Origin of the sequence: Treponema primitia ZAS-2 (assembly GCF_000214375.1) — a bacterium.
GTDB classification, from domain to species: domain Bacteria; phylum Spirochaetota; class Spirochaetia; order Treponematales; family Breznakiellaceae; genus Termitinema; species Termitinema primitia.
On the sequence record NC_015578.1, the window covers coordinates 669713 to 695396 of the forward strand.

Genomic DNA, 25684 nt, shown 5'->3' on the forward strand with positions numbered 1-25684 from the left:
CCTGCTAAGCCGTTTTGAGCTTTTTGCCCCAGGGTATCGATGATAGGACCACTGCAGCCACGATGATTCCCCCTCCCAGGAGGGCCGCGACCGTGGGCCGTTCCCCGGTGGCCAGGAGGACCCAGACAGGGTTAAACACCGGCTCTATCCCCGCGATGAGCATGGCCTGGACCGCGGAAACCCGCTGTATCCCGTAGCTGAAAAGGGTACAGGCGGCGCCGCTCTGGATCAGCCCCAGGAACAGAATCGCCAGGATGTTTGGGGTACTAAGAGCTGGCGGGGCGGCAAAAATGAAGGGAACCCCCACTGCAGCGGCGAGAAGATGGGACAGGATCATGGGGTTATTGGGATTTCCCCCCTGAATGCGGGCCAGTACCGAATACAGGCCGAAGGTAATCCCTGAAATGATCGCCAAAAGGTCCCCGGTAAAGGCGCCGCCCCCTAATCCGTCCTTGAAAATGAGCAGCATCCCCAGGATCACCGCCCCAAGGGCGAGCCAGTGCCGCCGTAGGGGCTTTTCGCCTGCCAGGATCCACCCGAAGATCGCCGCCCAGATGGGGGCGCTGTACTGTAACAGGATGGCGTTAGCCGAAGTGGTGAGTTTATTGGCCAGGGTGAAGAAGGTCATGGTGATGGCGTAGCAGGCTCCGGCGCCCAGGAAGGGCAGCAACCGGGGTTTTCCCCAAGTTTTCCGGCCCCCCAGAGAGGCGCCCAGGGAGTTTAGGATGATCATAAAAAGGGCGGCGAAAAGGCTTCTGAATCCGGCTATGACCATGGGATGCCAGGGGATGATTTTGATGAACAAACCCGAAGTGCTCCAGAGAATAGAGCAGGCTGCGATGGATACTTGACCTTTTCCATTTTGATTCATTGGTATACTATAAATTAAAGGAGTACCCATGGCTATCGACATTAGGGAATCCGCTCTGATTATCGTAGATGTGCAGAATGATTTTTGCCCTGCCTATACCGGAAAAGATGGGAAGACCCAGCCAACCGGGGCTCTGGCAGTGGCCCGGGGCTGTGATGTGGTTGAACCCCTTAACCTGGCGGCGGAAAAGTTTTATTTCGGACAGGGAAAGATCGTCGTCTCCCAAGACTGGCATCCGGCCCATCATAGTTCCTTCGCCTCCTCCCATCCGGGCAAAAAAGTGAACGAGTCTATACTCCTTCCTGTACCGGAACCCTTCCGGGGGGAACATGAACGGGATGCTAAAAATGAATATGTCCCTGCGGCAATCCAGCAGATTCTGTGGCCGGATCACTGTGTCCAGGGCAGCCAGGGCGCCATGTTGCACCCTGATCTCGACCTGGACCACGTTGATCTGATCATCCGTAAGGGCTGCCGCAAGGACCTGGATTCCTATTCGGTATTTTTTGAAAATGACCGGTACACCCCCACAGGCCTGGACGGGTTTTTGAAAGGCCTGGGAATTACCCAGGTCTTTATCGGGGGGCTGGCCACAGACTACTGCGTTCTCTACAGTGTCATGGATGCAATACGCTTGGGGTACAGGACGGTGATCCTTTCCGATGCGGTGAGCGGGGTAGGCGTACCCGAAGGTTCGGTGGAACAGGCCTTTAGCCTGATGAAGGGGGCAGGAGTCTCCTTTATTACTACCAAGGAGATACCAGGATGATACATTCAGCGCTTCTTACGGATTTTTATGCACTGACTATGGCTCAAGGCTATTGGAAAAACAACATGAACAAGCGGGCGATCTTCGAAGTGTTCTTCCGCCGCCAGCCTTTTGGCGGGGGCTTTTCCATCTTTGCCGGTCTGGGGCCCTTGCTGGATACCATCCGGGATTTTTCTTTTTCCGATGATGATCTTGCCTACTTGGAGAGCCTTAAATTTTTTGAAAAACCCTTCCTGAACTACCTTCGGGATTTTCATTTTACCGGTTCCCTCTGGGCCATGGACGAGGGAACGGTGATCTTCCCCCAGGAGCCCTTGATACGTCTTTCCGGTAATCTTATTGAGTGTCAGATCGCCGAAGGGATGCTCCTCAATATTATTAACTTTCAGAGCCTTATCGCCACCAAAACTGCCCGGGTCTGGCTTGCCACGGGCAAAGGCTCGGTGATGGAATTCGGCCTCCGCCGCGCCCAGGGGCCCGATGGGGCCATGAGCGCTTCCCGGGCGGCCTTCATCGGCGGCGCTGCCGGGACCTCCAATGTGCTGGCCGGTAAGGAGTACGGCATTCCCGTGCTGGGGACCATGGCCCATTCCTGGATCATGGCCTATCCCAGTGAGGAGGAAGCTTTTCAGGCCTATGCGGATATCTACCCCGAATTTCCGGTATTTCTTATTGATACCTACGATACATTGAAAAGCGGAACCCGCAACGCCATTAAGGTGGGCAAGCGGGTGGTGGAACGGGGAAAGAATTTCGGGGTTCGCCTGGACTCCGGGGACATGCACTACCTTTCGGTTCAGGTACGGAAGCTTCTGGATGACGCAGGTTTCCCCAATGCGAAAATTTCTGTTTCCAATGATCTGGACGAAAGTATTATTGAGACTCTCACCAATACCGGGGCGCCTATCGACTCCTGGGGGGTGGGGACCCGGATGGTCACCGGCGGGGATGAGTCGGCCTTTACGGGGGTGTATAAACTCACTGCCCGGGAGGATGCTTCGGGGAAACTCATACCCACTATCAAATTTTCCGACAACCCCGAAAAGACCACCAACCCGGGGCTTAAGCAGGTGTGGCGGCTCAAGGATTCCCAGGGTATGGCGGTGGCGGATATCCTGGGCCTGGAGGAAAGCCCCTCGGGGCCGGATACCCTGGAGCAGGGTTCCCGGTATATTTTCTGGCACCCCTCGGCGGATTACCGTCATTTTTATCACACCCTGGAGGGCAGCGCAGAACCGCTGCTCAAGCTCCGGCTGGATAAGGGCAGCCTGGTTTCCCCCCAGCCTTCCCTTGAAGAGATACGCCGGCATACCAAGGCAGAACTGGAACTCTTTGACAACAGTTACAAACGGCTCCTCAATCCCCATGTCTACAAAGTATCGGTTACAGAAAAACTACGTCAGCTCAAGTTGAATCTGATCAAGGACTATTTGGGGGATCTGTAATATGCCGGAAGGATCCATGGACGGAATAAAACTGCGGTTGATTGATCCGGGAAAAGATAGTTCGGTATCTTCCGCCACCGACAATACTATTACTGTTCAATCTGGAATAAGCGTAGAAGAATTGCTGGATAAATTTTCCATGCCCGCCGAAATGATCGCTGCAGTAAAAATAAACAACCAGGTGCTTCCACTGTCCACCCGGATCGAGGTGAATGCCGCCCTGGAGCCGGTTGCCCTGGACAGCCCTGACGGAGCCATGATCTACCGCCGTTCCCTGGCCTTTATTCTGGCCCTGGCGGGGTGGGAACTTTTTCCGGATCGCAGCCTCCGGGTAGGCCATTCCCTGGGGAACAGTTATTACTATACCTTTGCGGATGAAAAGAAACCAGAGAGCGGGGATATAAAGGCACTGGAAGAAAAAATGAAGGCCCTGGCGGCGGAGGATGTTCCCATACGTTTCCGGTACATGGCCTATACGGATGCCTTGGAACTCTTTGAAAAGAACCGCCAGAACGACACCAGACTGCTCCTGGAGCAGCGCAGTGAAGCCATGGTAATGATCAACGAATGCAAGGGGTTTACGGATCTGTATATCGAACCTCTGGTTAGCCGGACAGGGATACTGTCGGCCTTTGAGCTTATGGCTTACCAGGAAGGTTTTCTGCTGCGCTTCCCCGGGGCAGGTCTCGGAACCGTGATAGAGCCCTTTGAGGACAGCCCGGGCTTGTTTTCGGTTTACCGTGAATACAAACAGTGGGGCCGCATTATTGGTGTTCATTCGGTGGGGCAGCTTAACCGGCTGGTGGCTGAGCGGACCATCAGGGATTATATCCGCATTGCCGAAACCTTTCAGGAAAAGAAGCTCGCCGCCATCGCCGATCAGATCTACGCCCGCCGGGACTCGGTTAAGGCGGTGCTTATCGCCGGGCCCTCCAGCTCCGGCAAGACCACCACCGCCAAGCGGCTTTCGATACAGCTCAAGGTTATAGGCCTGGAACCTGTGGCTATCAGCCTGGATGATTACTATGTGGGTACCGACAAGACTCCTTTGGATGAAAACGGCCAGCCTGATTTTGAGTGCCTGGAAGCCCTGGATATCCCCTACTTGAATGAGCAGCTTCTTACCCTTTTTAAGGGCGGGGAAGTGGAACTCCCGGTTTTCGATTTTGTTTCAGGCAGCCGCCGGGAAGCGGGGAAGGGTAAACGTTTGCGCATGGGCAGCCGGTCCGTACTGGTCATTGAGGGTATCCATGGTCTGAACGATGCCTTGACTTCTCAAATTGATCGGGACAAAAAGTTCAAGGTCTACGTGTCCGCCCTGACCCAGCTGAACCTGGACGATCACAACCGTATCCCCACCAGCGACAACCGGCTGCTGCGGCGCATAGTCCGGGACTACCAGTTCCGGGGCAAGGATGCCGCCGCCACCATCAGGATGTGGCCCAGCGTACAGCAGGGCGCCAGGAAATACATTTTCCGTTTCCAGGAAGGCGCGGATGCCGCATTCAACTCCGCCCTGGACTATGAGCTGGCGGCCCTGAAATTTATCGCCGAACCCCAGCTCCGTTTGGTAAAGCCCACCATGCCGGAATATGCCGAGGCGTCCCGGCTCCTGGCTTTTCTGGGAAACTTCGCCCCCATCCCGCCCCAGTACGTGCCCGGCACCAGCATACTCAGGGAGTTTATCGGGGACAGCGAGTTTGATTACTGATATACCGGAGAGAATAGCTGCGCTACTTGCAACCCGGCTTTAGTCGGCAAGTTCCCCGCGCTGCTCTTACATATCCTTCAGGGAGAGCCCTTTGTATTCGATTTTGTACCCCGATAGTTTTTCTGCGATTTTTTCAGCCTTTGTGATGAGCAAGGGTATGCTGATTTTTTTCAGGTTCCGTTTTACCTCAATCACCGTTGCGGTCTTATCAAGATCGTTCAGGGTGACAATATCAATTTCGTTCTCCCCTTTTTTATCCCACCATGCACCCATGCCGCTTACTGCGGAGTTTTCCATGATTTTATTCCGGAAGTAGTCCTCCAGCACCGGGCCGCTGTAGGTTTCATAATCCTTGAGGATCAGTTTTTTGAGCAAAAGGGATCTGCCCGTTTCTATGAGGCTTTGATTGGGATAGATAAAACGGAACCAGAATCTCAAATACTGGTCGCTAATCTTCCACCGGGCATTGCGGCTTTCGGGCTTGGAAAAAAGGGGCCGGTTTTTGGTGATCAGGGAGTATTCCTTTTCAAGGATACTGAGGTATGCCCCGGTGTTTTTCCCGATCACCGAATCTACCTCGCTTTGGGTGGTCATGCCCCGGGCAATCAACTGTAATATTGAGAAATAGGTTCCGTATTCTTTGCCAAATTCTGAAATCAGCAGTTCCTTTCCTTCATTCAGAAAGGGCGAATCGGGATGTATAATCGCATCAAGCATTTTGCCGGTATCCACAGCCCCGGCGTCCAGAAGCTGGCCTATGTACCGGGGTATGCCCCCGGTGAGCATATAGAGGCAGAGCATATCCTCCTGAGTATATTCAGGATTGTAATCACCCAGTATTTTTTTTATCACACTGATTGTGAAGGGCCGCAGGGTTATTTTTGAGTTCAGCCTACCAAATAGAGGTTCCTTGCTGTTTTCAAAGATCCGTATCATCATTGAATAGATGGAGCCGCAGACTAAAAAATTTATTTTTATGCTGTCCTTGTACCGGTCCCAGAGGTTCTGAATGTCGCTGAATATGGCGGGGTTCACCCTTTCTAATTCCTGGAATTCATCGATGATGAGGGTGTAGTGTTCCTTTTCCGCAAAGAGCAATAGTTGTTCGAACAGATCTCGGAACCGGCTTATGGCGCCGAAAATGCGCAGCCCCAGGGCGGCCTCGGCCTCCTTCTGGAACTGGGCGCAGAGCAGGGGTTCCGTGTTCCTGGAAACAAAGAGGTACAGGTGTTTTTGGTTTTTTACGGACCGTAAAAGCAGCGCGGTTTTACCGATACGCCGTCGCCCTATCAGTACCGTAAAGGAACTGTTTTCCATTGACCGAACCCGGGTAAGATCCAGGTTTTCCAATTCTGTCTTTCTGTCGTAGAATTTCATGTAGGCCTCATTAAGTTAATATGTATTAATTTAATGGTCATTAAGTTAATTGTCAAGAGGGGCGGGGTTATTTTCCGGTTGCTGCTTTCCGGATGATTTCCCGGAACCGTTCCGGCAGGGGGGCCTTAAAGATACTGGGTTCCGCCATGCCGGGCAGGGTGATGGAGAGGGTACGGGCGTGGAGCATCAGGGTTACCCCGGGGAAACGCTTGTCCGCGGGAAACTTCGTTGGAAGTACCGGGGCGCCGTAGATGGGGTCTCCCAGGATGGGGTGGCCCAGGTGGCGCAGGTGGACCCGGATCTGGTGGGTGCGGCCGGTTTTGGGCTGGAGGAGCAGCAGGGACCAGGCGCCCCAGGAGCGGATCACCCGGTAGCGGGTCAGGGCGGCTTTGCCCTTGTCAAAGGAAACGGTGAAGCGCTTGCGGTCCCGGCTGTCCCGGACTATACGGGTTTCAATTACCCCCTGGGTTTCTTTGGGGGTCCCCTGAACCAGGGCGATGTAGGTTTTTTTGACGGTCCGGGCCTTGAACTGGTCCGCCAGGAAGGCTAGGGCGGCATCGTCCCAGGCTGCGATAATGACCCCGGAGGTGTCCTTGTCCAGGCGGTGGACTATGCCGGGGCGGAGATTGCCGGGGATGGCGGCGCCAGGGACAGAGCTGCCTGGCCGGGTGAGGCGGCGGTAGAGCAGGGCGTTGGCCAGGGTGCCGCTATGGTTTCCCGCACCGGGGTGGACCACCATACCCTGGGCCTTGTTGAGAACAATTACCCGGTCATCCTCGTAGAGTAGTTCCAGGGGTATATTCTCCGGGATCAGGTCCAGAGGCTCGCTTTCGGCCCAGGACAGTTCCAGCAGGTCTCCCGGTTTTACGGGGCGGGAAAGCTTGACCAGCTTGCCGTTCAGGCGGGCCTGGAGGAGTTTGGTTTTAAGCTGAGAGCGGGTGAGGAGTTTGATTTCCTCCGCCACATAGCGGTCAAGCCTGAGCCCGCCGGGGAAGTCGCCCTCTACCGTGCCAGAATAGTCGGGCATCAGGGGACGGCGCCGGTAGCGCCTTCGGCGGAGGCTTCGCTTTCGGCTTCGGGGTCCGGACTTTCCTCATCCTCAGGGTCGGTTTCTTCCGGGGGCCAGGGTTTGCGGAGTATGATTATATCCCCCTTGGGGAGTGCCAGCAGTTCCCGCTCTGCCTTGGCCCGTTTATGCCGGATTATTAGGTGATCTGCCAGGGCTATGAGTACGGCGCCGGTGATGGCAGCGCTGAAGGTTATCGCGTATTCGTTGGTGGTCATTTCAACAGCCCCGGCACTTTTGATGGGCCAGGGGGCGTAGCGGGTATCCCAGTCATGGTTGGCGGCGCGGAAGCTGTCTACCGAAAAGGAGGAAAAAAACACCATAAAAGGAAATGCCCCAAAGGCTATGATCTCTGCCCGGCGGAGGTCCCGTGCCCAGAGAGGGAATTCCGGTTTGTCCGTATCTGTGGTGGTGCTTGATGACTGGGCAAAGGCCGTGCCTGAGAGGATCGTGAGGAGTACCAGAAGGGCGACGGCTTTGCAGAACTTCATGGGGCCCGTTCCCCGAAGATGGCGGTACCTATTCTGACCAGGGTAGAACCCTCCTCTATGGCAATCTCAAAATCATTGGACATGCCCATGGAAAGACAGGCCAAATTGAAGGCCGGAAACCGGGCTGCCAGGGCATTCCGGGCGGCGGCTAAAGCCCGGAAAGAGGCGCGGACCGGGGCTTCCTCCTCCGTAAAAGGGGCCATGGTCATAAGCCCCCCCAGGCTGAGGCCTGAAAATTCCAGGGCCCTCTCTGCCGCCCGGCAGAGGCTGTCCAAATCACGATATCCGGATTTGGAATCCTCCGCAGTATGGTATTCCAGCAGGATCATTAAAGGGTTTTTCCGGTCTCCGGTCAAGTTCCCCAGTTCGGCGATGAGTTCATCCCGGTCCACGGACTGGATGACGTCAAAAAGACCGGCGGCTATTTTTGCCTTATTGCGCTGGAGGGAGCCTATCAGGTGCAGTTCCGTCCCCGGGTGGGCTTCTTTAAAACCGGCAAATTTCCCGGCCGCCTCCTGGACCCGGCTTTCCCCAAAGAGGCGTATACCGGCCTGCCACGCCTGGTCTATGAGAGGGGCATCCTGGAATTTTGATACCCCCATGAGCCTGACCTCTTCCGCCTTCCGGCCGGCCCGGGCGCAGGCCTTCTGGATGCGTTCCTGTATCTCCTCAACTGCCCCGGCGATCGCCATCGTTTCCTCCCGGTATCTCCTGTGTCAAAGCCGCAGCCAGGGCTGAGAATTCGCTGATACCCAGATTTTCCGCCCGTTCATTGGGATCGATACCGCATGTTTCAAGAAGCCCCAGGGCAAGTTCCTGAACCGGCTTTTTCCCGGCGCCCTGAAACTCCTTAGGGTGAATTATACCGGAAAGGATAAAACTTTGCAGGTTGTTTTTCACCGTTTTCCGCCGGGATGCAAAGAGCCCCCGTACCAGGGGCCTAAAAAGGGGCGGGTAGGCTTGTGGGGCGATATCGGTTCGGATATCGAAACGGATCCCCTGGGAATCCACCCTGGGGGCAGGGTAAAAGGAGGCCCCCTTGAGGACCATCAGGGGTTTTATGGTGTAGGCGGAAGCGCAGAGCACGGAAATGGAGGAATAGTCCTCGCTTCCCGCTGAAGCGCAGATACGCCGGGCGACTTCACGCTGGACGGTGACCACCATGCGGGTAAAGAGGCGGTTTTTTTCGATGAGGTCCGCCAGGAGGGCCGCAGCGATGTTGTAGGGGAGATTGCCCAGGAAATTGGCGGCCTGGTTTGCCGGTCCGGCGGGGGTTTCGGGCCAGGTCTTGAACACATCCCCGGGTATGAGGGTGAAGTCCGGGTTATCACCGAAGAATTCCCCCAGAGCTTTGATAAACCCTGTATCGATCTCGAAGGCCCTGACCTTTGCCCCCCGTTCCAGGAGTCCTGCGGTCATGGCCCCCAGTCCGGGGCCGACTTCCCAGACCGGATCACCGGGCACTATCTCCAGGGCATCCAGGAGCCGGCTGCGGGCCCCTGGGTTTATGAGAAAATTCTGCCCAAAGTGCTTGCGCATGCCCAGGCCGTTTTTTTCCAGGAAGGCCCGGATTTCCTGGGGCGAATCGTAATTAATTGAAGGGGGCAAGGGCTTGCCTCCGTTTGATGTGAATACTCCCCCGGCACAGGCATAGGCTAGCCAGAGCCAGGGACAGGATCAGTTCCCGTCCCTGGCCGCCGGCGTTGATGCCGGGAACCAGGGCAGCCAGGGAGACCAGCCGGTCCAGCAGGGCGTAAAGCGCTGAAAGGCCCATACCGACCAGATTGCTCAGGAAGGGGGAGAAGAAGCTCAAGCCCAGGGCGGCAAGGGCGGCTACCATGAAGACCGTGGTCAGGGGGACGATGATAAGCCCGGCCAAAAGGCCCACGGGCCTCACCATACCGAAAGCCGAGGCGCTTATTGCGGTGGTGGCCAGGTAGGCCCCCAGGGACGCGGACAGGGGCTGGGCCAGGGTTTCCGGGAGCCGCCCCCGGAGCAGGCCATGGACGGTTTCACCCACCGTGAGTATCCCTGCCAGGGCCAGGTAGGACAGGGTGAAGGAGAGGCTGTCCCCGGCTGAGGGGTGGATGAGTAGCTGGATCAGGAAAGCGGCGGCCAGCAGGGACAGGACCTGCCGGGGGAGGAAGCCCAGGATCGCGGCGGTCCCCAGAAGGTACATGATGGCGGACCGTTCCAGGGAAGGCTGGGCGCCCACCAGGGTAACATAGAGGACTATCAAAGCAGCTCCGGCCAGGGCAGCGGGCTTGAGCCCCAGGGGCTTACGGAGGAAGAAAGCCGCCAGGGCGGCGACTATGGCCAGGTGCATCCCCGACAGGGCCAGCACATGGGAACAGCCCGCATGGGTGTAAGCCTGGGCCAAGTCGCTGTCCAGGCTATCCCGGACCCCCAGGATCAGGGCTGCCCCCAGGCCGCCCCAGGGCTGGGCCTCAAGTTTGTCCAGCAGGGCCAGGCGAATAGCGGTGCGCCTTTGTTCCCAGACCGGGGCGGGCTTTGAGACGTGGACCCCCGATGCCCGGAACAGTGGGGCGGCGGCAAAGCCCTTGCCGGAACTTTCGGTGAAATTACCTTCCACATAAATCTCCGCTCCCCGGCCAAAGTCCTTGACCCGGGGCAGGGCTTCGCCGGGAAAGAACACCAGTACCCGGCCTTGGGCGGTGCTCCGCAGTCCCCCGGAACCAACGGCGCTGTTCAGCACCAGGTAGCCCATGCCCTTGCCGGTACTGGTGGACCGGGGGTCCTCAGCCAGGGTCCCGGTCAGAGCCCGCACCGTTTCCGGGGGCAGCCCCAGGCGGGGCGCCTGGTCAATAGAGCCCCGGGCCGCAATCCCCAGGACAAGCCCCCCGGTCAGGGCCAGAGCCTGCCGGTGCAAGGCCCGGTAGTTGCGAGAGGACACTTCCCCCGGCAGGCCCCATGCTAGGACATGACGCTGCGTGGACCGGAAGTTTCCGCTGGGGGACGCCCCCTCCGGCAAGCCGCAGGCCAGGACCCGGCTTAGGGAAACCAGGATGATGGGGATGCACACCAGGATCAGGGTACCAGGAACGCGGTACCGTCCCGGCAGCCCCCCCAGAGTGTAAAAACTAAGCGCCGCCCCCAGGCCGGCAAGGATAAACGGGGTTCTTTTCATCGTATAGAATACTCCTGCCCCTGGTATGATCCCCAGGCGGGAAATGCTTTAATCGCGCTTCTTTCTCAGTTCCTGTTCCGCCAGATGGAAGGAGATAAAATCCTCATCCTGGGACCGCACCCCAAACACCTCGCCAAAGATAGCATTTTTCGTTTCCTGCTCTATCGGGTCAGCCTCAATGTGGAGCAGTGAGCGGTTAGTCCCCTCGGTAAAGTCCACAGAACGTACCACCCCGCTCATGCTCAGGGGCGCCCGGTTCAGGCTGAACTGAAGCTTAACCCGCATCCCCGGATTAGCCTTCCCTCCGATGGTAACCGCGCAGCCCGTATCGGACAGATCCTCCACAATACTCTTTAGCCCCGGGGCCGCCTCCAGCTTTGTGGACGCTCCACCACCTTTCAGGATGTACAGGTAGGCCGGCTTATGGGTCTTTGCCCGGATAGATTTTCGCTTCTGGGTCCTGAAAAGGGAGAGCGAATGACTCACCTGGATCGCCGCAATACCCTTAAAGTACACCTCGTCCAGTACCTCGCAGTCAAACACATACCCCGCATCCTCCTCCCGCCAGAAGTAGATGGCAAGCTTCTGCCCCAGCCAGGAAGGCGCTGTAGTCAGCTTAGGGTTGGCAGGCCGGGTGATGAGCAGGTAGTCCCAGCCGCTTCTGATAACCTTTGCGTAGTACATAGCGGAATTGCCAATCACTACCCGCAGGTTCTGACCTTCGCTCATCTGCCGCGAGCTGGTAATACCCTGACCCTGCCCGGCCCCCAGCTCAATCTTCTTCCGGTATTCGTAGAGCCGGGCCAGGAAATCCTGCCCCGCCGGGTCCCGGTCTCCCACTGCCCGCATAGTCTGCACCAAAGTGCGGATACAGCGCCCCAGTAACTCCGGGTCCCCAAACACTGCCGTCTGGTCCCCCATTTCGTCCCGGACCGCAATACGCCTGAGCACCCCAATTTCCTTCCGGGAGAACCCCGCCGCCTTCCCCTTGGCATAGAACAACATCCGGGAATTCGGAGAGCTCCCCGCCGGCCGATGCAGGATAAACACCACAATTGCCAGAGCCGGGACCAGCGCCATCAGTATATATACCATCATTTCCCCATTCCCATAATCGGCCTACCATGCAACTATACAATAGCAGCCCGGTACTGTCAAAAGGAGTCCCCGGCCCCGCCGGAGGGTGTCTGTATGTTCCGTGGTTATTCTTTGGGAATGGGGCGGGAATGGTATGGAGGTGGCGTATTATCAGCTTTATTGAGCCTTTGATCCTCTATTGGGTCGTTTTTCTCCCGGTTTGGGGGGCGGGGTTTGCTCCGGAAGCTGTTGCAGGGGCGGTGGAGTACGTCCCCTTTGTCCCGATGGCGGAATTGGGGCGCATTTTTACTTACAATGTCCCGGCCCTGGCCCTGGTCTGGTACCTGCTTGCCCGTTCCCGGAGCGTTTCTCTGGGCGATCTGGCGCCCCGTCGGCGGGATCTGGGCTGCTTTCTCCTGGCTTTTCCGGGGCTTTTGGTGCTGGGCAGCTTGGTTGCCCTAGGGGCGTCCCTTTTCCCTGAGCTGCCTTCTCCGCTTATTGGGGCGCCCCGGGGACCCGCCGCCTTTCTGGTCATGGCCCTGTCCGCCCTGAGTACGGGCTATCTGGAAGAAAGCTATTTCCGGTTCTACCTGTTTACCCGGTTCAAAGAAGGGGGTGTGGGCCCGGTGAAGGGGCTGCTGTGTTCCAGCGTCCTTTTTGCCCTTTGCCATCTGTACGAGGGGCCTTTGGGGGTGTTGAATGCCTTTTTAGCCGGGGCGTTTCTGTTTGCGCTCTTTGCCCGGCGGCGATCCCTACATGGGTTGGCTTGGGCTCACGGGGGGTATAATGCCTTTGTCTATATCTGGACAGCTCTGTCCCTGTAGGATGGCTTATAGTTCGCAGAGGGATGGACCCGGCTCGCTGGGGGAGACTTTTTAGTTCCGGGTGATTACCTTACCACGCTGTCCGGTCAGTTCCAGGTAAGCCATATCCGCCAGGCCGAACTTGGCGTTTTTCGTATAGGTCTCGGCGTATTTGTCGTAGAGCATATCTTCGTACATATTTCCCGCAAAGCTGTCGTCCATGAGGCCGCTTTTTTGGACCGTGCCCCGCATGCCGGTGATGAGGGTTTTTACCAGGAAGGTTTCCAGGGACAGGCACTGTTCGTAGAGCTTGTCCTCCCGGTCTATCACAGGCTTGCGGGTCGAAAAGGGGATCGTCCTAGTTTCCGACGCAGCTCTGTCCCCGGCGGCTTCGTCGCCCATAGTGGCGTTGTCCACAGTGGGGACAGAGCTCAAGATTTCGTCCATCTTTGCCTGTTCCAGGAGCGCTGCGAAGGCATTGTTTCCGCTCTCCGTCCCCGCCGCCGGGGTCGCCGTAGCAGTCGGCGCTTTCACCTCGAACCGGCTTTCATTCAGATAATAGGAACCCAGGGCGCTGATATCCATCTACTCCCCCGCCTAGCGCTTCAGGCTCGTGGCGGTGCCGAGCATGTTGTCGCTGGTCTGTATGGTCTTGGAGTTGAACTCGTAGGCGCGCTGGGCAACGATGAGGTCCACCATCTCCCGCACCACCGACACATTGGACATTTCCAGGAATTTGTGTTCCAGCCGTCCCATGCCCTCATACCCGGGCTGGCCGGGAATGGGTTCACCGGAGGCCTGGGTCACCTTGTAGAGGTTTTCGCCCACCGAGTTGAGGCCCACCGGGTTGGGGAAGCGGTAGAGTTCCATCTGGCCCACCTGGACGGTTTCATCCCCGGAGGCGGGGGTCTTCACTTCCACCCGGCCGTCCCGGGCAATGGTGATGGTCTGGGGCAGGAAGTTTTCGGGCATCACAATATCCGGAAGCACCCAGTAGCCGTTGGAGGTGACCAGCCGGCCGTTTTCGTCCACCTTGAAGGCGCCGTCCCGGGTATAGCCGTAGGAGCCGTCGTAGGTCTGGATGCGGAAAAAGCCTTCCCCATTGATTGCCACATCGTAGACGTTCTCCGTGCTCTGGAGGGAGCCCTGGGTGAACATCCGCTGGGTGGCGGCAAGTTTGACCCCGTGGCCCATCTGGACCCCCACGGGAACCACCGTGTCTTCCGTGGCAGGGGTGCCGGCGGTTCTCACGGTCTGATAAAGCAGGTCCTCAAAATCAGAGCGGACCTTCTTGAAGCCCGAAGTGTTCACGTTTGCCAGGTTATTGGAAATCGTATCAATATTGGCCTGCTGGCCAATCATGCCGGACGCGCCGGTCCATAAACTCCGTACCATCTGTTACCTACCCTTTTATCCGAATTTCGCTGTTTGATTGAGCAAGACCCCGAGCATGGAATCCTCGCTCTGTACCATCTTCTGATTCGCCTCGTAGGCGCGGTTTACTTCTATCATTTGGACCATTTCCATGACCGGGTCCACATTGGAGGCCTCCACAAAGCCCTGGACCACCCGGGGCCGGGTGTTCAATTCCATGGTCTGGGCTTCCCCGGAAATGTCCGTGGCCCGGTAAAGGCTGGACCCCTGTTTCTGCAAATACCGGTCCAGGTCGAATTCCACCACCTTCAAAGTATCCAGGAGCACTGTCTGGTCCCAGGTATTGCCGTCCCGGGAAACCATGAGTTCCGGGTCGTCGGCGTATTGGGCGTTTATCCAGACCCCCCCTTCTTTATCAACCTGGAAGTTGTTCGCCTTAACCTTCAGGGGGCCATTATCGCCCAACACCGGGTAGCCCTCTTTAGTTTCCAGGTAGCCCTCTTTGCCCAACACGAAGGAGCCGTTCCGGGTATACCGTTCACCCCAGGGGGTCAGAACCGTGAAAAAGCCCTTGCCGTCCAGGGCAATGTCGAAGTCGCTCTGGGTTTCCTTCATGGCGCCCTGCTGGAAATCGGTGAAAATTTCGTTCAGTTCCACCCCCATGCCCAGCTTCCCGATAATAGGCGCCGCATCTCCGGAGCCAAAGGGGTGCCTATAGACCCCGTCGTCATCCATACGGCGCATCAGGAGTTCCGGAAAAGCCTTATGGACCGCGGTGTCTTTCTTGTAGCCGTCCACTTCCACGTTTGCCAGGTTGTTCGCCACTGCATCGAGCTTCCACTGCTGGGCCCGCATTCCGCTGGCCCCGGTATACCATCCTCTAATCACGTGTATCTCCTTTTAACTATATCGGCGGGGGAAAATAAAAGATTAGATAGGGACAGAGCTCAATTCTTGGGGACAGAGAAGAATCCCCCTCGGAGCGCCCGGCGTCTTTTTTGGCTGGCGGGAAGAGCAAAGATATGGTATAGTAGGGTATGGGCGATGGTAAAATATGCTAGAAATTGCCGATTTGCAAGCGTTATGCGCCGATGAAACAATAGCGCTTACCGGGCACGTGCTGGCGCGGATGCGTCAACGGGGCATCCGTTATACAGACATCAAGCATACCATTCAAACGGGGGAAATAATTGAGCAATACGCAACCGATTATCCCTACCCCAGTTGCTTGATAAGTTCGGTTGATTTGCATATCGTTTGTGGTATAGGCAATGGCGTATTGTACATTATCACCGCCTACCGCCCTTCTGCTGAAAAATGGGAAGCGGATGGTAAAACACGAAGGAGCTAACATGACCTGTGGTATTTGTAAGGCTGAAACGGAACAAAAACTGGTTACCTATACCGAAGATGTCAACAATTCGGTGATTGTCATTCGAAATGTCCCAGCCACGGTTTGTACCGAATGCGGCAATGTTTGGTACTCCGGAACCGTGGCCGCCCAACTTGAAGCCATCGTTGACCATTGTCTAAAAGGGATTGTTGCGCGGGGAACTCTGTTGCAAGTAGCCGATGTCGCGGTGGTGAACTACGCCGAACAGGTGGCGTGACCACAGAGCCCTCCCTAAGGGCGCATCATTTTTTAAGGATTTTGCCGTTCAGATCCGCCAAATTTTTAAGCACATTCCGGGCAAAAACCCGGACCTCGGGTATAAGCTGGTTATAAAAGTCAATTATTTCCTTTTCGTCCTTTTGCCGGGTCTCCACATCTTCCTGGGTAATAAACATATTCCCTTCCCCTGCCCTGAGCCATACCGGGTTAACTGAAAACGTGGAGGAAATAAGCCTGATATGGCGGTCATTTACGGTACGCCGGGATTTTTCGAGTAGCGCTACTTGGGAGCGGGAAACAGAAATCTCTTTACCAAAGTCCAGTTGACTAAGGTTCAGCTTTTTCCTCAATTCCAAAAGCCTACTATTAATTGATCCCTTGTTCATAAAATCAAGGTAGCAAAAAAATTACATTAAAACAAGAATATCATTGACAATGTTGCATTGTACCTCTATTATAGGACACAAATAGGAGTTATTTGTGGAAACTGGCGAAATTTCCGATTTTCCCCTGGAGACCTACCGGCAGCTCCCCTATGAGAGTAAGCAATTCCTCAAATCTATCTATCGTAATCTGGTTTTACTCCAAAATTCCATTGCACCAAAGGAACCCGGCCAGAAAAAGGGAGTAGCTGCGCGGGGAACTTGCCGACTAAAGTCGGTGCAAGCGGCGTCCGGGCATAGAGAAGAATAGAACGACCGGAACATGTTGTTCCTTTTACAATAATTTCTTAAGGAAATGAAAAAGAGGTGGTTACTATGAAGAAACGATTTGGAGCGGCAATACTCGGCAAAGCTGCTTTAGCAGCTATGTTGATATTCGTGATGGCATTTGTGTCTTGCGGCGATTTGTTTGGTCCAGACGACGACGACAATAACAACAACTTTAATCCGTACAACCCCACGTATTCCAGTCCCCCCATCAACGACATTGATGCGAGCTTAGTAGGGACTTGGAGGGATAATGTTCAGGATGGCGCCATATTAAATGTTTCCTTTCAATCTAGTGGGACCGCAGTAATCTGGGGCGGCAGTACCGGTTCTTGGTTGAATGATCCTACATTAGTATATCAAGGGGGTACCTGGGGTGCAAAGGATGGTAAGATTTCATATCAATACACTTCGACTCTACAGACCGTTGATGTCTATAGTTATTCCATAAATAACATAGGGCAACTTGTATTAACCGCATCAGGAATGACCATTGTATTAAATAAGAGCTCTTTTGTAGGTGTTTCTTACATTAACTATCTTCCCACATCCGTTGTCATGGGAACCCCCCTTACCTTAAGCGGTACGGTGTCGCCTTATAATGCTACCGACCGGACTATTGTGTGGAGTATTTCAGATGCCGATGGCACAGGCGCTGTCATAACCAACGGAAACATCTTAACTGCCTCCAAGATGGGAAACGTTTCCATAACCGCGACCATTACCAATGGGAAGGAGGACTCCTACTCCTATGGTTACGGTTACACCTACTACTACTCCATCGGATCCTACACCCAATCCTTTACGATAACCATCACATCCGATTTTGTGCCCGTTACGAGCATTTCCGATGTCCCCTCATCCGCCGTCGAAGGAGTCCCCCTTGTCTTGACCGGTACGGTGTATCCTGATAACGCCACCAACCAGACTATTGAGTGGAGTGTTGATAGCTATTATGGTACCATAATCGACGGAATCTTTACCCCAACCATTAGTGGCAATAACGCATACATAACCGCGACCATTACCAACGGGGGGTGGTCGGCTTCCTCTGACTACTCTACCTCCATTTATATTTACGTCAGTAGCATGACTCCTGTTACCGCCATTACCGGTGTCCCTACATCCGCCACCGCAGGAACCCCCCTTACCTTAAGCGGTACGGTGTCCCCTGCTGAAGCCACCTGGCAGACTATTGTGTGGAGCGTTGCAAACGCCGGTACTACCGGGGCTGCCATAATAAACGGAAATAGCTTAACCACCACAGCGGGAGGAACCGCTATCGTACGCGCGACCATTACCGACGGGACAAAGGGTTACTTCTCCGGTAGTTATTCCATCACCGACTACACCCAAGACTTTACGATAACCGTTATCCCGACAAATAGCATTAGCCTGAGCTTTACCGACGAAAGCGGCGCCGCCTTTACCCAGGGTGGTTTTACTATCAGTAAAGGTAATGCGATGAATTACACTAAAACTATCATCCTGGTTGGCGACTGGGACAGCCAGAAATGGCGGGTGGATAGCGGCGACTCGATAATAGTAGGTTCTTCTACCAGCGATAAGGTTACCGTGAACGCTGCGGACTATGCCCTCGGAGCTCATACCCTGAGCGTTAGGGTTGTCAAAAATAACGTCCCCTGGACTAAAAACATAACCTTTACGGTTGTTACCGACTAAGGACATAAGGAGAAAAACTATGGGTACTATGATGAATATATGGACTTTAAAACACCGGGTTGGAGCCTTCGCTGCATTGGCCCTGGCAATCAGTCTGGTTTTGGGCTGCGAAAGCCCGGTCAACGCGCCGGTCGTCGTGTCCCAGGGGGTACTGGTACAAATCGATCAGGGCATCCTGGCCCGTACCCTGCTCCCCAATGGGGACGGGCTCTACTACACCCTGGTCTTTACCGCCGACGGGAAGACCCCGGTCAACGCGGTCCTGGACAGCGGCGTTTCAAAGCCAATTTCCCTGAGCGCAGGACCCTGGGCTCTGACCGTTAAGGGCTATCTGTCCAAGGCCGATGCAGAGCTTATACCGGCGGTGACCCCTGTGGTAAGCGGAAACGTCCCGACGGTCGAGGTGAAGCCCGGGGAAATTGTCCCGGTAATAGTGAAACTACGCCCCACCCAGACTAGTGGGAAAAAAGGAACGCTGAACTACAAGGTAACATTTCCAAATTCCCCTGCGGTAACCATAGCGGATCTGACCGTGCAAAAATTTGGCGCCTCCAGCACCTCGGTTACGGTTGATCTTTTATCGAATACCACTGCGCCAAACACTATCATTGGAGCCGTTAGCAGCGCTTCCAGGACAGCCAGCGGTGTTATTGAGCTGGACTCCGGGTATTACGAGGTCCTTATAACCCTGAATAACGGAACTGTTTTTCAGGACGGCGATATCGCCCATATCTACGATAACCTGGAAACCCCGGCCATCTTTACGTATACAGATACCGGGACTGGGAGTCGTTTTGCCAAGGCTGACTATTCAGCAGAAGGGGTATACGTTGGGATCATCTCTTTTGCCGGGACTGCCACAGATCTGTTCGATGGGAACCTGATTTTTTTAGACGCCGCAGGAACGACAACACTTACTAATGCGTTGAAGTACCAGTATAATATTGCATCGCAAAGCGGAACTGCATTATTTTACAGTGTACACAAAGCCATAGCAAATTTGAAAAGCAACGAGGCATTATATCCAACAAATCTGGAATCGGTAAATCTTATTACCTTTACCGATGGGTTGGACAATGGTTCGTTTTTGCAGTCAAATTCTGCCCCACTGGAAGGTCAAAAACAAATGGAAAGCGGTCCATACGCCGCTTATATTGGAAACCAGATCACATCCCGCACTATTAGAGGAAAGCCCATAACTGCATATTCAGCAGGTGTTAAGGGCGGTGATGTTGAAGATATCGGAAAGTTTACCAGTGATTTGTCAGCCCTGGCGAGCCCCGGTAAAAGTTTTAAATTAGCCAATTATGAGCAACTGACAGATCAGTTTAAGAAAATCGCCGAGGGCTTAAATATCACCAATACTGATACCACCTTTACCATGGTAACAACCGGAAATGATCCTGACACGAAAATTCGTATGACCTTTGATAGTATTGGTATTGATTCAAGCGCCGCATCCGGATCGACCAAATATTTCGAAGGCACATTAACCTATACAGCCGGCGATCCTTACTTGACTAATATTACCTACGCAGACGGTTTTGGATCCACGGAAGGGGACGGGCCAATACCCGGAACGATAAACGGTTCAGAAATAAATTTTGTGCTTACTAATTTTCAAGGCTATAACAGAGCAAATGCGATCAACGTAAAGCAATGGACCAAAAAAAAGGCAGATACATTGTGGCAGAGGAACAGTGAGTATTCCGTAGGCAGCGCCGTTGCTTATACATTTGACAGACGTTCAGCAATAATATACCTTGTTTTAGATGCCAGTACATCCCTTGCATCCAACACCTCAGACTATATACCCGATATTAGGAATGCTGCCATCCGCTTTATTGAGGATATATATTCGCAGTATCACGAAGGCGAAATTAGTGATATATATTCACCCAAAACCCCCACATCCATAACAGAGCCCTGGATATTGCAGGCTGACGGGCGATATAAATCACCTGCTATTTTGGACGATGAGAAGACAATAATGAGGATAGATTTTTCCACCATTGGGGCAACAACCGTGCAAATTCAACTGGATGTTTCATCAGAATTGGATGGCGATTATGCATTGGTTAGCGGTTTGTACCTTATTGCTTCTGGTCCTCGTGAGTCCAATTATTCGTGGAGTTCTCTTTCTGCGCTATCAATTACCGAATATCAGTACCGAATATCCGGAAATGCTTCGCAAACGATAGCTATACCGGTGACATCGGCAGGCCATTATTTTATTGATATAGGTTATGAGAAAAATAGTTCGGGGACCGCAGGCGAAGATCGCGCATGGTTCAAGATTGAGAACTAGAAAGCGCTAAGCCAGGATGGTGTGGGCGGGTTTCCGGGCTTAGGCCCGGGAAACGGCTCCCCCGCCCCTTAGGCGGGGGGGAGGGACGAGGTCTTAAATTATGACAAATTCCTTATAATGCTCCTGGCTACATATTCCTTTATTTCATTATGCCGGGGAACAGCAGATTGTTTTCCGGTTTTTGGCTGCCGGTAAACGTCATGGCCTCCGCCATGACGCACAAATTGAGCCCCGTTCTTGCTTATGGCGCTGATTAAATCTACCCGTTTCATGCAATAAATAATTTTGCTTTATGGTATTTAGAAAGTTCCAGGCAATCATATAGATCTTTGAGCATATCTTCTAATTCCTCAAGGGTCTGACCCTGGGTTGGGTGATCGGGGAAATCATCAAAATACCCAATATACCACCCATCCTCTTGCCAATAGGTGTATTGTTTTTCCATTGCAGCCCTCCTGCTCGATTATAGCTAAGTATACCCTCTGATACATCAATAGTCAAAGGCGTCGTGGCCCCTTGCATTTTCGATAAAAGGCCCCTCATAGCCCTGATCGTTGACAAGCTCATTTGGCGGAGTTGAAAAAAAGGCCTTATCCGGGATATACTGAACAAAATCTTTTGTATGGATGGAGCCCTATGAACCAGGCCCTAGAGAACCTTAAAACCCGCGGACTTTTCCAGCAGTGCACCGACCCGGATGCCCTTTCCCGTCTGATGGACGCCGGTCCGGTAACTTTTTACGTGGGCTGCGATCCCACGGGCCCCAGTCTGCACATCGGCCATATGGTGCCGTTTTTTGCGTTCCGCCACCTTATGGCAGCGGGGCACAAGGGTATAGCCCTCATCGGCGGGGGGACTGCCCGGATCGGGGACCCCTCGGGGAAGACCGAGATGCGGAAGATGCTGAGCTACGAGCAGCTCGACGCCAACGCCGCCTGCATCGCCGCCCAACTGGACAAGTTCCTGGGCTTCGACGGGGACAGAGCTCGGACGGCGAACAACAAGGACTGGCTGGCGGACCTGAACTACATCGACTTTCTCCGGGAAATCGGCAGCCACTTTTCGGTGAACCGTATGCTCAGTTTTGAAGCCTACAAAATGCGCATGGAGACCGGGCTTTCCTTCATCGAATTCAACTACCAGCTCCTCCAAAGTTACGACTTCCTGGAACTGTACCGCCGCCACGGCAACCGCCTCCAGATAGGCGGCGACGACCAATGGGGCAACATCGTGGCAGGCGCGGACCTAATCCGCCGTATCGAAGGCGCCGAAGTCTTCGGCATGACCTTCCCCCTGGTAACCACCGCGGACGGTAAAAAGATGGGCAAAACCGAAAAAGGCGCCATCTTCCTGGATCCGGCCATCACCAGTCCTTACGAATTTTTCCAATACTGGCGCAATGTCCAGGACGCCGACCTCCGCCGCTTCCTCCTGATGTTCACCTTCCTCCCGGTAGGAGAGATTGACACCATCACCGCCCCGGGCAAGAACCCCAACGAAGGCAAAGAGCGCCTGGCTTGGGAAGTAACCGCCCTGATCCATGGCAATGATGAAGCCGACAAAGCCCTCTCCGGCGCTAAGGCCGCCTTTGGGGGGGAGGGCGGGGACAAATCCGCCATGCCCAGCGCAGCTCTGTCCCTGGCAAAGTTCCAGGCCGGTTACAACGTGGTGGACCTTTTCACCGATGCAGGCTTGACCCCCACCAAAAGCGAAGCCCGCCGCCTGGTCCAGCAAGGCGGCGCCTTCGTGTCCGCCAGCGGCGACACGGCTTCGCTGGCCGCCATCACTGACGTAGCCGCCCTGATTGGGGCTGACGCCCTGGACGGCGACGGGGAACTGGTGCTCCGAGCGGGGAAAAAGCGGTTTTGCCGGGTAACCACCCGGTAGGGGGCCAAGCCCTGTCGCTCCTCTGAAGCCTAAGTCTCTGTTGGCGCCGTTTATACTTTGCTGGTGACGTTCTGAGTCCCGCCGGTGACGCTTGAGGCCCGGCCTTATCCCTCATCCTTCTTGCCCCGTTTTTGTCTCAGCAGGGCCACCACCGCCCCCAGGTGGGGGTCGCCGGTCAGTGTCAGGAGGAGGAGGCCTACTGCCCCGAACAGGGCGGCGTTGATGGCCAGGGGGGCGCCGTAGGCGAGAATGCGGCCATGGCCGGTGAAACTGGGGAGCTGGGGGGACAGAGCTAAAACAGGTAGGGCGGCGATGCAGGAAAAGAGGATCAGTTTGGCGGCGTAGAGCAGGGCGGAGCGGAGGGTTTTGCCCAGGGTAATGTAGGGGTTGCGGCGAAGGAAGACCAGGAGGAGTACCGTGTTGACTGCGCTGGCCAGGGACAGAGCTAAAGCAATGCCAGCGCCCCGGAATGGGCCGACCAGGAGCGTTGCCAGGGCTATGTTCACCCCAAAGGAGATGATCCCCGCCAGGGTGGGTGATTTAGAATCGCTCTGGGCGTAGAAAGCCGGAGCCAGGATGCGGTTCAGGGCTATAAAGAAGAGTCCCGGCATGTGGAAGCTGAAGGCGGACATGGTGAGGGCCACGGATTGTTCATTGAAACTGCGGCTCTGGAAGAGGAGCCGTATCAGGGTTTCGCCCTGGGCCAGGGAAAAAAAGGTGATGGGGATGGTGATCAGGGCGATGATGTTCATGGCCGAGATCAGCCGGTCATTGTAGAGTGCCCATTGGGCGGATTTGGCGTATTCCGCCAGGTCCGGCAGGAGCACCGTGCCCAGGGACACCGCAAAGACCCCCAGGATCAGTTCCTGAAGCCTCAGGGAGTATTGAAGGCTTGAAACCACCCCCGCCCCGGCATTTCCTGCCAGGGCAGTGGATACCAGATCGTTGAGCTGGTAGGCTGCCATACCAATGATGGTGGGGCCGATGAGCTTTAGTACCTTCCGGGTGCCGGGGTGCTTGAAGGCCCGTTTCAGGCCGGTGAAAAAAAAGCGGAAACCCTTCTGCAGCACAAAGGGAAGCTGGATGGCAGCCTCTAAAACCCCCCCCGCAAGAATGCCGATTGCCATGGCCCGGGCGGGGTTGGCGGTAAAACGGCTTAGCCCGTAGGCGCAGAGTATGGTGACCAGGTTGAGCAGTATGGGCGCCAGCCCCGAGGGGGCAAATATCCGGACACTGTTCAGGATGCCCTGAAAAAAGGCTGCCAGGGAAATAAAAGCCAGAAAGGGGAACATGAGCCGGGTGAGGAAGACGGTCTCGTTATATTCCTCCATGCCAAAAACAGACACCACCAGGGGGGTCACCAGGATGCCTGCAATCACCGCCAGGGTCACGAAGAAGGTCAAAAAGGTGAAGATGCAGGAGAGGAACTCCCGGATTTGGGCGTGACCTGCGGCTTCAACGCCACCGTCCCCATTGCCGGATGCCAAGAGGTATTCCTTGAAGGTGGGGATGAAGGCCACGGCGATGGAGCCTTCGGCAAAGAGCCGGCGGAAGAGGTTGGGGATCATGAAGGCTACGGAAAAGGCGTCGGACAGGGCGCTGGTACCCAGGAGGCTGGCCTTGGCCATTTCCCGCAGGAGGCCGAGGATGCGGGAACCCAGGGTGAGAAGGGACAGAGCTGAACCGTGACGGAGCAGGGACCGGGCGGAGCTGGGCATGGGCATAGCTTAGCGCGTTAGCACGGCTTCTGCAATGCTGGGTTTTTACGTTGTCCAGTCCTCAAGCGCTCAAATTACTGTACCCTGCGGCATATCTCCGGAGCTTACAGGGTCTTGATTATCGCCTCCGCCGCAGCCTTGCCGTCGTCGATGGCCCGGACTACCAGGCTTGCGCCGTTCCGGGAATCACCGGCGGCCCAGACCTTGGGGTTGGAGGTGTGGAAGCTGCCCTTGGTGCGGATATTGCCCCGCTCGTCGAGTTCTAGCTCGAAGTCGGCTACTGCGCCGTTTTGTACCACGTGGGTAAAGCCCATGGCGAGGAGTACCAGGTCTGCGCCTATCTCAAAATCCGAGCCGGGTACCTCGGTCATCACCTGGCGGCCGTCTTTTTCGGCCCAGTCCACCCGGCAGGCCTGGATGGCTTCCACTTTGTTATTACGCCCCACAAAGGCTTTTGTGTTGACCGACCAAAGCCGTTCACCGCCCTCCAGGTGGGAGCTTGAGGTTTTGAGGACCTTGGGCCACAGAGGCCAGGGTTCGGCGTCGGATCGGTGTTCAGGCGGCTTGGGGAGTACTTCTATCTGGGTGACCCGCATGGCGCCCTGGCGGTTGGCGGTGCCCACGCAGTCTGAGCCGGTGTCGCCGCCGCCTATGACTACCACCCGTTTGCCGTAGGCGGTGATGGGCTCAAGGCCCGTGTTTTCGCCCCCCAGGATGCGGTTCTGGAGGGAGAGAAAATCCAGAGCCTGGACTATGCCGGAATTTTCCCGGCCCGGCAGTTTCACGTCCCGGGGTTCCCTGGCGCCTATGGTGAGGAGCACCAGGTCGTAGGAGGATTCGAGCTCCTTGGCAGAGATGAGTTTGCCTTCGCCGCCTTCGCCGTCTGCGCCTTTTGCGCCGAAGCCGTAGCGGGCGGAACCGATACGGGCGCCGGTTCTGAACTCGACCCCCTCGGCTTCCATGATGCTGACCCGCCGGTCAATAAAACTTTTGTCCAGTTTGAAGTCCGGGATGCCGTAGCGGAGGTAGCCCCCCAGTTTTTGTGCGCCTTCGTACACAGTGACGGAAAAGCCTGCGCGGTTGAGGAAGTAGGCGGCAGAAAGCCCCGCAGGGCCGGCGCCGACCACGGCGACTTTTTTCCCGTTCCGCATCCGGGGGGGCCGGGGGACCACCAGTCCCAAGTCGTAGGCTTTTTCGATGATCGCAAGCTCGTTCTGCCTGATGGTGACAGGCTCGTCGTTAGCGCCCAGGACGCAGGAGGCTTCGCACAGGGCGGGGCATACCCGGCCGGTGAATTCCGGAAAGGGGTTTATGTATTCCAGGGCGGCCCATGCGCCGGCCCAGTCATTGCGGTAGAGCCGGTCTTGCCATTCGGGCATGACGTTGGATACCGGACAGGCCCAGTGGCAGAAGGGGACCCCGCAGTCCATACAACGGGCTGCCTGCTGTCGGCGCTCGTCGTCGGAAAGCAGTATTTCTACTTCGCTGTAATCGTTAACTCGTTCTTCTACAGGCCGGTAGCCGGAAACCTTCCGCTTTATCTTCAAAAATCCCTTTGGATCGCCCATACATTCCTCTCTTATCAATAAAACTGTCGGAGTTTTTTCAAGGTAAAAACTCCATTGTAAAAATAA

At 55.5% G+C, this 25684-nt stretch carries 26 protein-coding genes; 10 read left to right on the forward strand and 16 right to left on the reverse strand.

The window, feature by feature from the left end:
- Nucleotides 1-4: 4 nt before the first annotated feature.
- Entirely contained in the window at nucleotides 5-913 is a 909-nt protein-coding gene (locus TREPR_RS02955; RefSeq protein ID WP_015706800.1) for a DMT family transporter, read from the reverse strand.
- Here TREPR_RS02955 and TREPR_RS02960 point away from each other — a divergent pair.
- From TREPR_RS02960 to TREPR_RS02970, 3 genes are read left to right on the forward strand one after another with little or no spacing between them, the layout of a single operon-like run.
- The gene (locus TREPR_RS02960; RefSeq protein ID WP_015706801.1) at nucleotides 900-1640 is read left to right on the forward strand and encodes a nicotinamidase; all 741 of its coding nucleotides are present in this window, start codon (nucleotides 900-902) and stop codon (nucleotides 1638-1640) included. The genes TREPR_RS02955 and TREPR_RS02960 overlap by 14 nt on opposite strands.
- Nucleotides 1637-3085, forward strand: coding sequence for a nicotinate phosphoribosyltransferase (locus TREPR_RS02965; RefSeq protein ID WP_015706802.1), 1449 nt, complete (start codon nucleotides 1637-1639; stop codon nucleotides 3083-3085). The genes TREPR_RS02960 and TREPR_RS02965 overlap by 4 nt, the downstream gene beginning before the upstream one ends.
- A 1-nt stretch (nucleotide 3086) precedes the next feature.
- Nucleotides 3087-4796 carry a nucleoside kinase gene (locus TREPR_RS02970; RefSeq protein WP_015706803.1) on the forward strand — a complete coding sequence of 570 codons (1710 nt, stop codon included), beginning with the start codon at nucleotides 3087-3089 and terminating at the stop codon, nucleotides 4794-4796.
- 66 nt (nucleotides 4797-4862) lie between these two features.
- Here TREPR_RS02970 and TREPR_RS02975 read toward each other — a convergent pair whose 3' ends face one another.
- The 7 genes from TREPR_RS02975 to TREPR_RS03005 form a co-directional block, all read right to left on the reverse strand.
- Nucleotides 4863-6173 carry an ATP-binding protein gene (locus TREPR_RS02975; RefSeq protein ID WP_015706804.1) on the reverse strand — a complete coding sequence of 437 codons (1311 nt, stop codon included), beginning with the start codon at nucleotides 6171-6173 and terminating at the stop codon, nucleotides 4863-4865.
- 67 nt (nucleotides 6174-6240) lie between these two features.
- A complete protein-coding gene (locus TREPR_RS02980) occupies nucleotides 6241-7200 on the reverse strand; it encodes an RluA family pseudouridine synthase (protein ID WP_015706805.1) in 960 nt (319 codons plus the stop codon).
- Nucleotides 7200-7730: a hypothetical protein gene (locus tag TREPR_RS02985; RefSeq protein WP_015706806.1), complete on the reverse strand. Its 531-nt coding sequence runs from the start codon at nucleotides 7728-7730 to the stop codon at nucleotides 7200-7202. The genes TREPR_RS02980 and TREPR_RS02985 overlap by 1 nt, the downstream gene beginning before the upstream one ends.
- Nucleotides 7727-8422 carry a YggS family pyridoxal phosphate-dependent enzyme gene (locus TREPR_RS02990; protein WP_015706807.1) on the reverse strand — a complete coding sequence of 232 codons (696 nt, stop codon included), beginning with the start codon at nucleotides 8420-8422 and terminating at the stop codon, nucleotides 7727-7729. Before TREPR_RS02990 ends, TREPR_RS02985 begins: the two co-directional genes overlap by 4 nt.
- On the reverse strand, nucleotides 8400-9338 hold the full coding sequence (gene rsmA / locus TREPR_RS02995) for a 16S rRNA (adenine(1518)-N(6)/adenine(1519)-N(6))-dimethyltransferase RsmA (protein ID WP_015706808.1): 939 nt from the start codon (nucleotides 9336-9338) through the stop codon (nucleotides 8400-8402). Before rsmA ends, TREPR_RS02990 begins: the two co-directional genes overlap by 23 nt.
- Nucleotides 9322-10878, reverse strand: coding sequence for a ComEC/Rec2 family competence protein (locus tag TREPR_RS03000; protein WP_015706809.1), 1557 nt, complete (start codon nucleotides 10876-10878; stop codon nucleotides 9322-9324). The genes rsmA and TREPR_RS03000 overlap by 17 nt, the downstream gene beginning before the upstream one ends.
- Before the next feature lie 48 nt (nucleotides 10879-10926).
- The gene (locus tag TREPR_RS03005) at nucleotides 10927-11976 is read right to left on the reverse strand and encodes a flagellar brake protein (RefSeq protein ID WP_148257222.1); all 1050 of its coding nucleotides are present in this window, start codon (nucleotides 11974-11976) and stop codon (nucleotides 10927-10929) included.
- Nucleotides 11977-12104: 128 nt separating this feature from the next.
- Here TREPR_RS03005 and TREPR_RS03010 point away from each other — a divergent pair, with 128 nt between their 5' ends.
- Nucleotides 12105-12779: a CPBP family intramembrane glutamic endopeptidase gene (locus TREPR_RS03010; protein WP_015706811.1), complete on the forward strand. Its 675-nt coding sequence runs from the start codon at nucleotides 12105-12107 to the stop codon at nucleotides 12777-12779.
- A gap of 51 nt (nucleotides 12780-12830) precedes the next feature.
- Here the strand turns inward: TREPR_RS03010 and TREPR_RS03015 are convergent, their stop codons facing one another.
- From TREPR_RS03015 to flgF, 3 genes are read right to left on the reverse strand one after another with little or no spacing between them, the layout of a single operon-like run.
- On the reverse strand, nucleotides 12831-13343 hold the full coding sequence (locus TREPR_RS03015; protein ID WP_015706812.1) for a rod-binding protein: 513 nt from the start codon (nucleotides 13341-13343) through the stop codon (nucleotides 12831-12833).
- A 12-nt stretch (nucleotides 13344-13355) separates the two neighbouring features.
- The gene (gene flgG, locus TREPR_RS03020; protein WP_015706813.1) at nucleotides 13356-14153 is read right to left on the reverse strand and encodes a flagellar basal-body rod protein FlgG; all 798 of its coding nucleotides are present in this window, start codon (nucleotides 14151-14153) and stop codon (nucleotides 13356-13358) included.
- Between the two features lie 15 nt (nucleotides 14154-14168).
- Entirely contained in the window at nucleotides 14169-15020 is an 852-nt protein-coding gene (gene flgF, locus TREPR_RS03025) for a flagellar basal-body rod protein FlgF (protein ID WP_015706814.1), read from the reverse strand.
- 166 nt (nucleotides 15021-15186) lie between these two features.
- Between flgF and TREPR_RS03030 the strand changes: the two genes are divergently transcribed.
- A complete protein-coding gene (locus TREPR_RS03030; protein WP_015706815.1) occupies nucleotides 15187-15483 on the forward strand; it encodes a DUF4258 domain-containing protein in 297 nt (98 codons plus the stop codon).
- A 1-nt stretch (nucleotide 15484) separates the two neighbouring features.
- Complete coding sequence (locus tag TREPR_RS03035) at nucleotides 15485-15742, forward strand: type II toxin-antitoxin system MqsA family antitoxin (protein WP_015706816.1); 258 nt, start codon at nucleotides 15485-15487, stop codon at nucleotides 15740-15742.
- Between the two features lie 25 nt (nucleotides 15743-15767).
- On the opposite strand, the gene TREPR_RS03040 is transcribed toward TREPR_RS03035, so the two are convergent.
- Entirely contained in the window at nucleotides 15768-16094 is a 327-nt protein-coding gene (locus tag TREPR_RS03040) for a helix-turn-helix domain-containing protein (RefSeq protein WP_169313402.1), read from the reverse strand.
- 130 nt (nucleotides 16095-16224) lie between these two features.
- Here TREPR_RS03040 and TREPR_RS03045 point away from each other — a divergent pair, with 130 nt between their 5' ends.
- From TREPR_RS03045 to TREPR_RS03055, 3 genes are all read left to right on the forward strand, one after another.
- A complete protein-coding gene (locus TREPR_RS03045; RefSeq protein ID WP_015706818.1) occupies nucleotides 16225-16437 on the forward strand; it encodes a hypothetical protein in 213 nt (70 codons plus the stop codon).
- Between the two features lie 65 nt (nucleotides 16438-16502).
- Nucleotides 16503-18137, forward strand: a complete 1635-nt coding sequence (locus tag TREPR_RS03050) for an Ig-like domain-containing protein (RefSeq protein ID WP_015706819.1) — start codon at nucleotides 16503-16505, stop codon at nucleotides 18135-18137.
- A 19-nt stretch (nucleotides 18138-18156) separates the two neighbouring features.
- A complete protein-coding gene (locus TREPR_RS03055) occupies nucleotides 18157-20445 on the forward strand; it encodes a vWA domain-containing protein (protein ID WP_015706820.1) in 2289 nt (762 codons plus the stop codon).
- 98 nt (nucleotides 20446-20543) lie between these two features.
- Here TREPR_RS03055 and TREPR_RS18095 read toward each other — a convergent pair whose 3' ends face one another.
- Nucleotides 20544-20717, reverse strand: a complete 174-nt coding sequence (locus tag TREPR_RS18095) for a type II toxin-antitoxin system HicA family toxin (RefSeq protein ID WP_015706821.1) — start codon at nucleotides 20715-20717, stop codon at nucleotides 20544-20546.
- The gene (locus TREPR_RS18100) at nucleotides 20714-20890 is read right to left on the reverse strand and encodes a type II toxin-antitoxin system HicB family antitoxin (RefSeq protein WP_015706822.1); all 177 of its coding nucleotides are present in this window, start codon (nucleotides 20888-20890) and stop codon (nucleotides 20714-20716) included. The genes TREPR_RS18095 and TREPR_RS18100 overlap by 4 nt, the downstream gene beginning before the upstream one ends.
- A gap of 191 nt (nucleotides 20891-21081) precedes the next feature.
- On the opposite strand from TREPR_RS18100, the gene tyrS reads away from it, so the two are divergent.
- Nucleotides 21082-22332, forward strand: a complete 1251-nt coding sequence (gene tyrS / locus TREPR_RS03060; RefSeq protein WP_015706823.1) for a tyrosine--tRNA ligase — start codon at nucleotides 21082-21084, stop codon at nucleotides 22330-22332.
- A gap of 104 nt (nucleotides 22333-22436) precedes the next feature.
- Here the strand turns inward: tyrS and murJ are convergent, their stop codons facing one another.
- Together murJ and TREPR_RS03070 are read right to left on the reverse strand one after the other, a co-directional pair.
- Nucleotides 22437-24056, reverse strand: a complete 1620-nt coding sequence (murJ, locus tag TREPR_RS03065; protein ID WP_015706824.1) for a murein biosynthesis integral membrane protein MurJ — start codon at nucleotides 24054-24056, stop codon at nucleotides 22437-22439.
- A gap of 98 nt (nucleotides 24057-24154) precedes the next feature.
- On the reverse strand, nucleotides 24155-25618 hold the full coding sequence (locus tag TREPR_RS03070) for a glutamate synthase subunit beta (RefSeq protein WP_015706825.1): 1464 nt from the start codon (nucleotides 25616-25618) through the stop codon (nucleotides 24155-24157).
- Between the last annotated feature and the right edge of the window lie 66 nt (nucleotides 25619-25684).

Coding starts and splice junctions, on each gene's coding strand:
- TREPR_RS02960 (WP_015706801.1), top strand. CDS start 900: ATGGCTATCGACATTAGGGAATCCGCTCTGATTATCGTAGATGTGCAG.
- TREPR_RS02955 (WP_015706800.1), bottom strand. CDS start 913: ATGTCGATAGCCATGGGTACTCCTTTAATTTATAGTATACCAATGAAT.
- TREPR_RS02965 (WP_015706802.1), top strand. CDS start 1,637: ATGATACATTCAGCGCTTCTTACGGATTTTTATGCACTGACTATGGCT.
- TREPR_RS02970 (WP_015706803.1), top strand. CDS start 3,087: ATGCCGGAAGGATCCATGGACGGAATAAAACTGCGGTTGATTGATCCG.
- TREPR_RS02975 (WP_015706804.1), bottom strand. CDS start 6,173: ATGAAATTCTACGACAGAAAGACAGAATTGGAAAACCTGGATCTTACC.
- TREPR_RS02980 (WP_015706805.1), bottom strand. CDS start 7,200: ATGCCCGACTATTCTGGCACGGTAGAGGGCGACTTCCCCGGCGGGCTC.
- TREPR_RS02985 (WP_015706806.1), bottom strand. CDS start 7,730: ATGAAGTTCTGCAAAGCCGTCGCCCTTCTGGTACTCCTCACGATCCTC.
- TREPR_RS02990 (WP_015706807.1), bottom strand. CDS start 8,422: ATGGCGATCGCCGGGGCAGTTGAGGAGATACAGGAACGCATCCAGAAG.
- TREPR_RS03000 (WP_015706809.1), bottom strand. CDS start 10,878: ATGAAAAGAACCCCGTTTATCCTTGCCGGCCTGGGGGCGGCGCTTAGT.
- TREPR_RS03005 (WP_148257222.1), bottom strand. CDS start 11,976: ATGATGGTATATATACTGATGGCGCTGGTCCCGGCTCTGGCAATTGTG.
- TREPR_RS03010 (WP_015706811.1), top strand. CDS start 12,105: ATGGTATGGAGGTGGCGTATTATCAGCTTTATTGAGCCTTTGATCCTC.
- TREPR_RS03015 (WP_015706812.1), bottom strand. CDS start 13,343: ATGGATATCAGCGCCCTGGGTTCCTATTATCTGAATGAAAGCCGGTTC.
- flgG (WP_015706813.1), bottom strand. CDS start 14,153: ATGGTACGGAGTTTATGGACCGGCGCGTCCGGCATGATTGGCCAGCAG.
- TREPR_RS03030 (WP_015706815.1), top strand. CDS start 15,187: ATGCTAGAAATTGCCGATTTGCAAGCGTTATGCGCCGATGAAACAATA.
- TREPR_RS03035 (WP_015706816.1), top strand. CDS start 15,485: ATGACCTGTGGTATTTGTAAGGCTGAAACGGAACAAAAACTGGTTACC.
- TREPR_RS03050 (WP_015706819.1), top strand. CDS start 16,503: ATGAAGAAACGATTTGGAGCGGCAATACTCGGCAAAGCTGCTTTAGCA.
- TREPR_RS03055 (WP_015706820.1), top strand. CDS start 18,157: ATGGGTACTATGATGAATATATGGACTTTAAAACACCGGGTTGGAGCC.
- TREPR_RS18095 (WP_015706821.1), bottom strand. CDS start 20,717: ATGAAACGGGTAGATTTAATCAGCGCCATAAGCAAGAACGGGGCTCAA.
- TREPR_RS18100 (WP_015706822.1), bottom strand. CDS start 20,890: ATGGAAAAACAATACACCTATTGGCAAGAGGATGGGTGGTATATTGGG.
- tyrS (WP_015706823.1), top strand. CDS start 21,082: ATGAACCAGGCCCTAGAGAACCTTAAAACCCGCGGACTTTTCCAGCAG.
- murJ (WP_015706824.1), bottom strand. CDS start 24,056: ATGCCCATGCCCAGCTCCGCCCGGTCCCTGCTCCGTCACGGTTCAGCT.
- TREPR_RS03070 (WP_015706825.1), bottom strand. CDS start 25,618: ATGGGCGATCCAAAGGGATTTTTGAAGATAAAGCGGAAGGTTTCCGGC.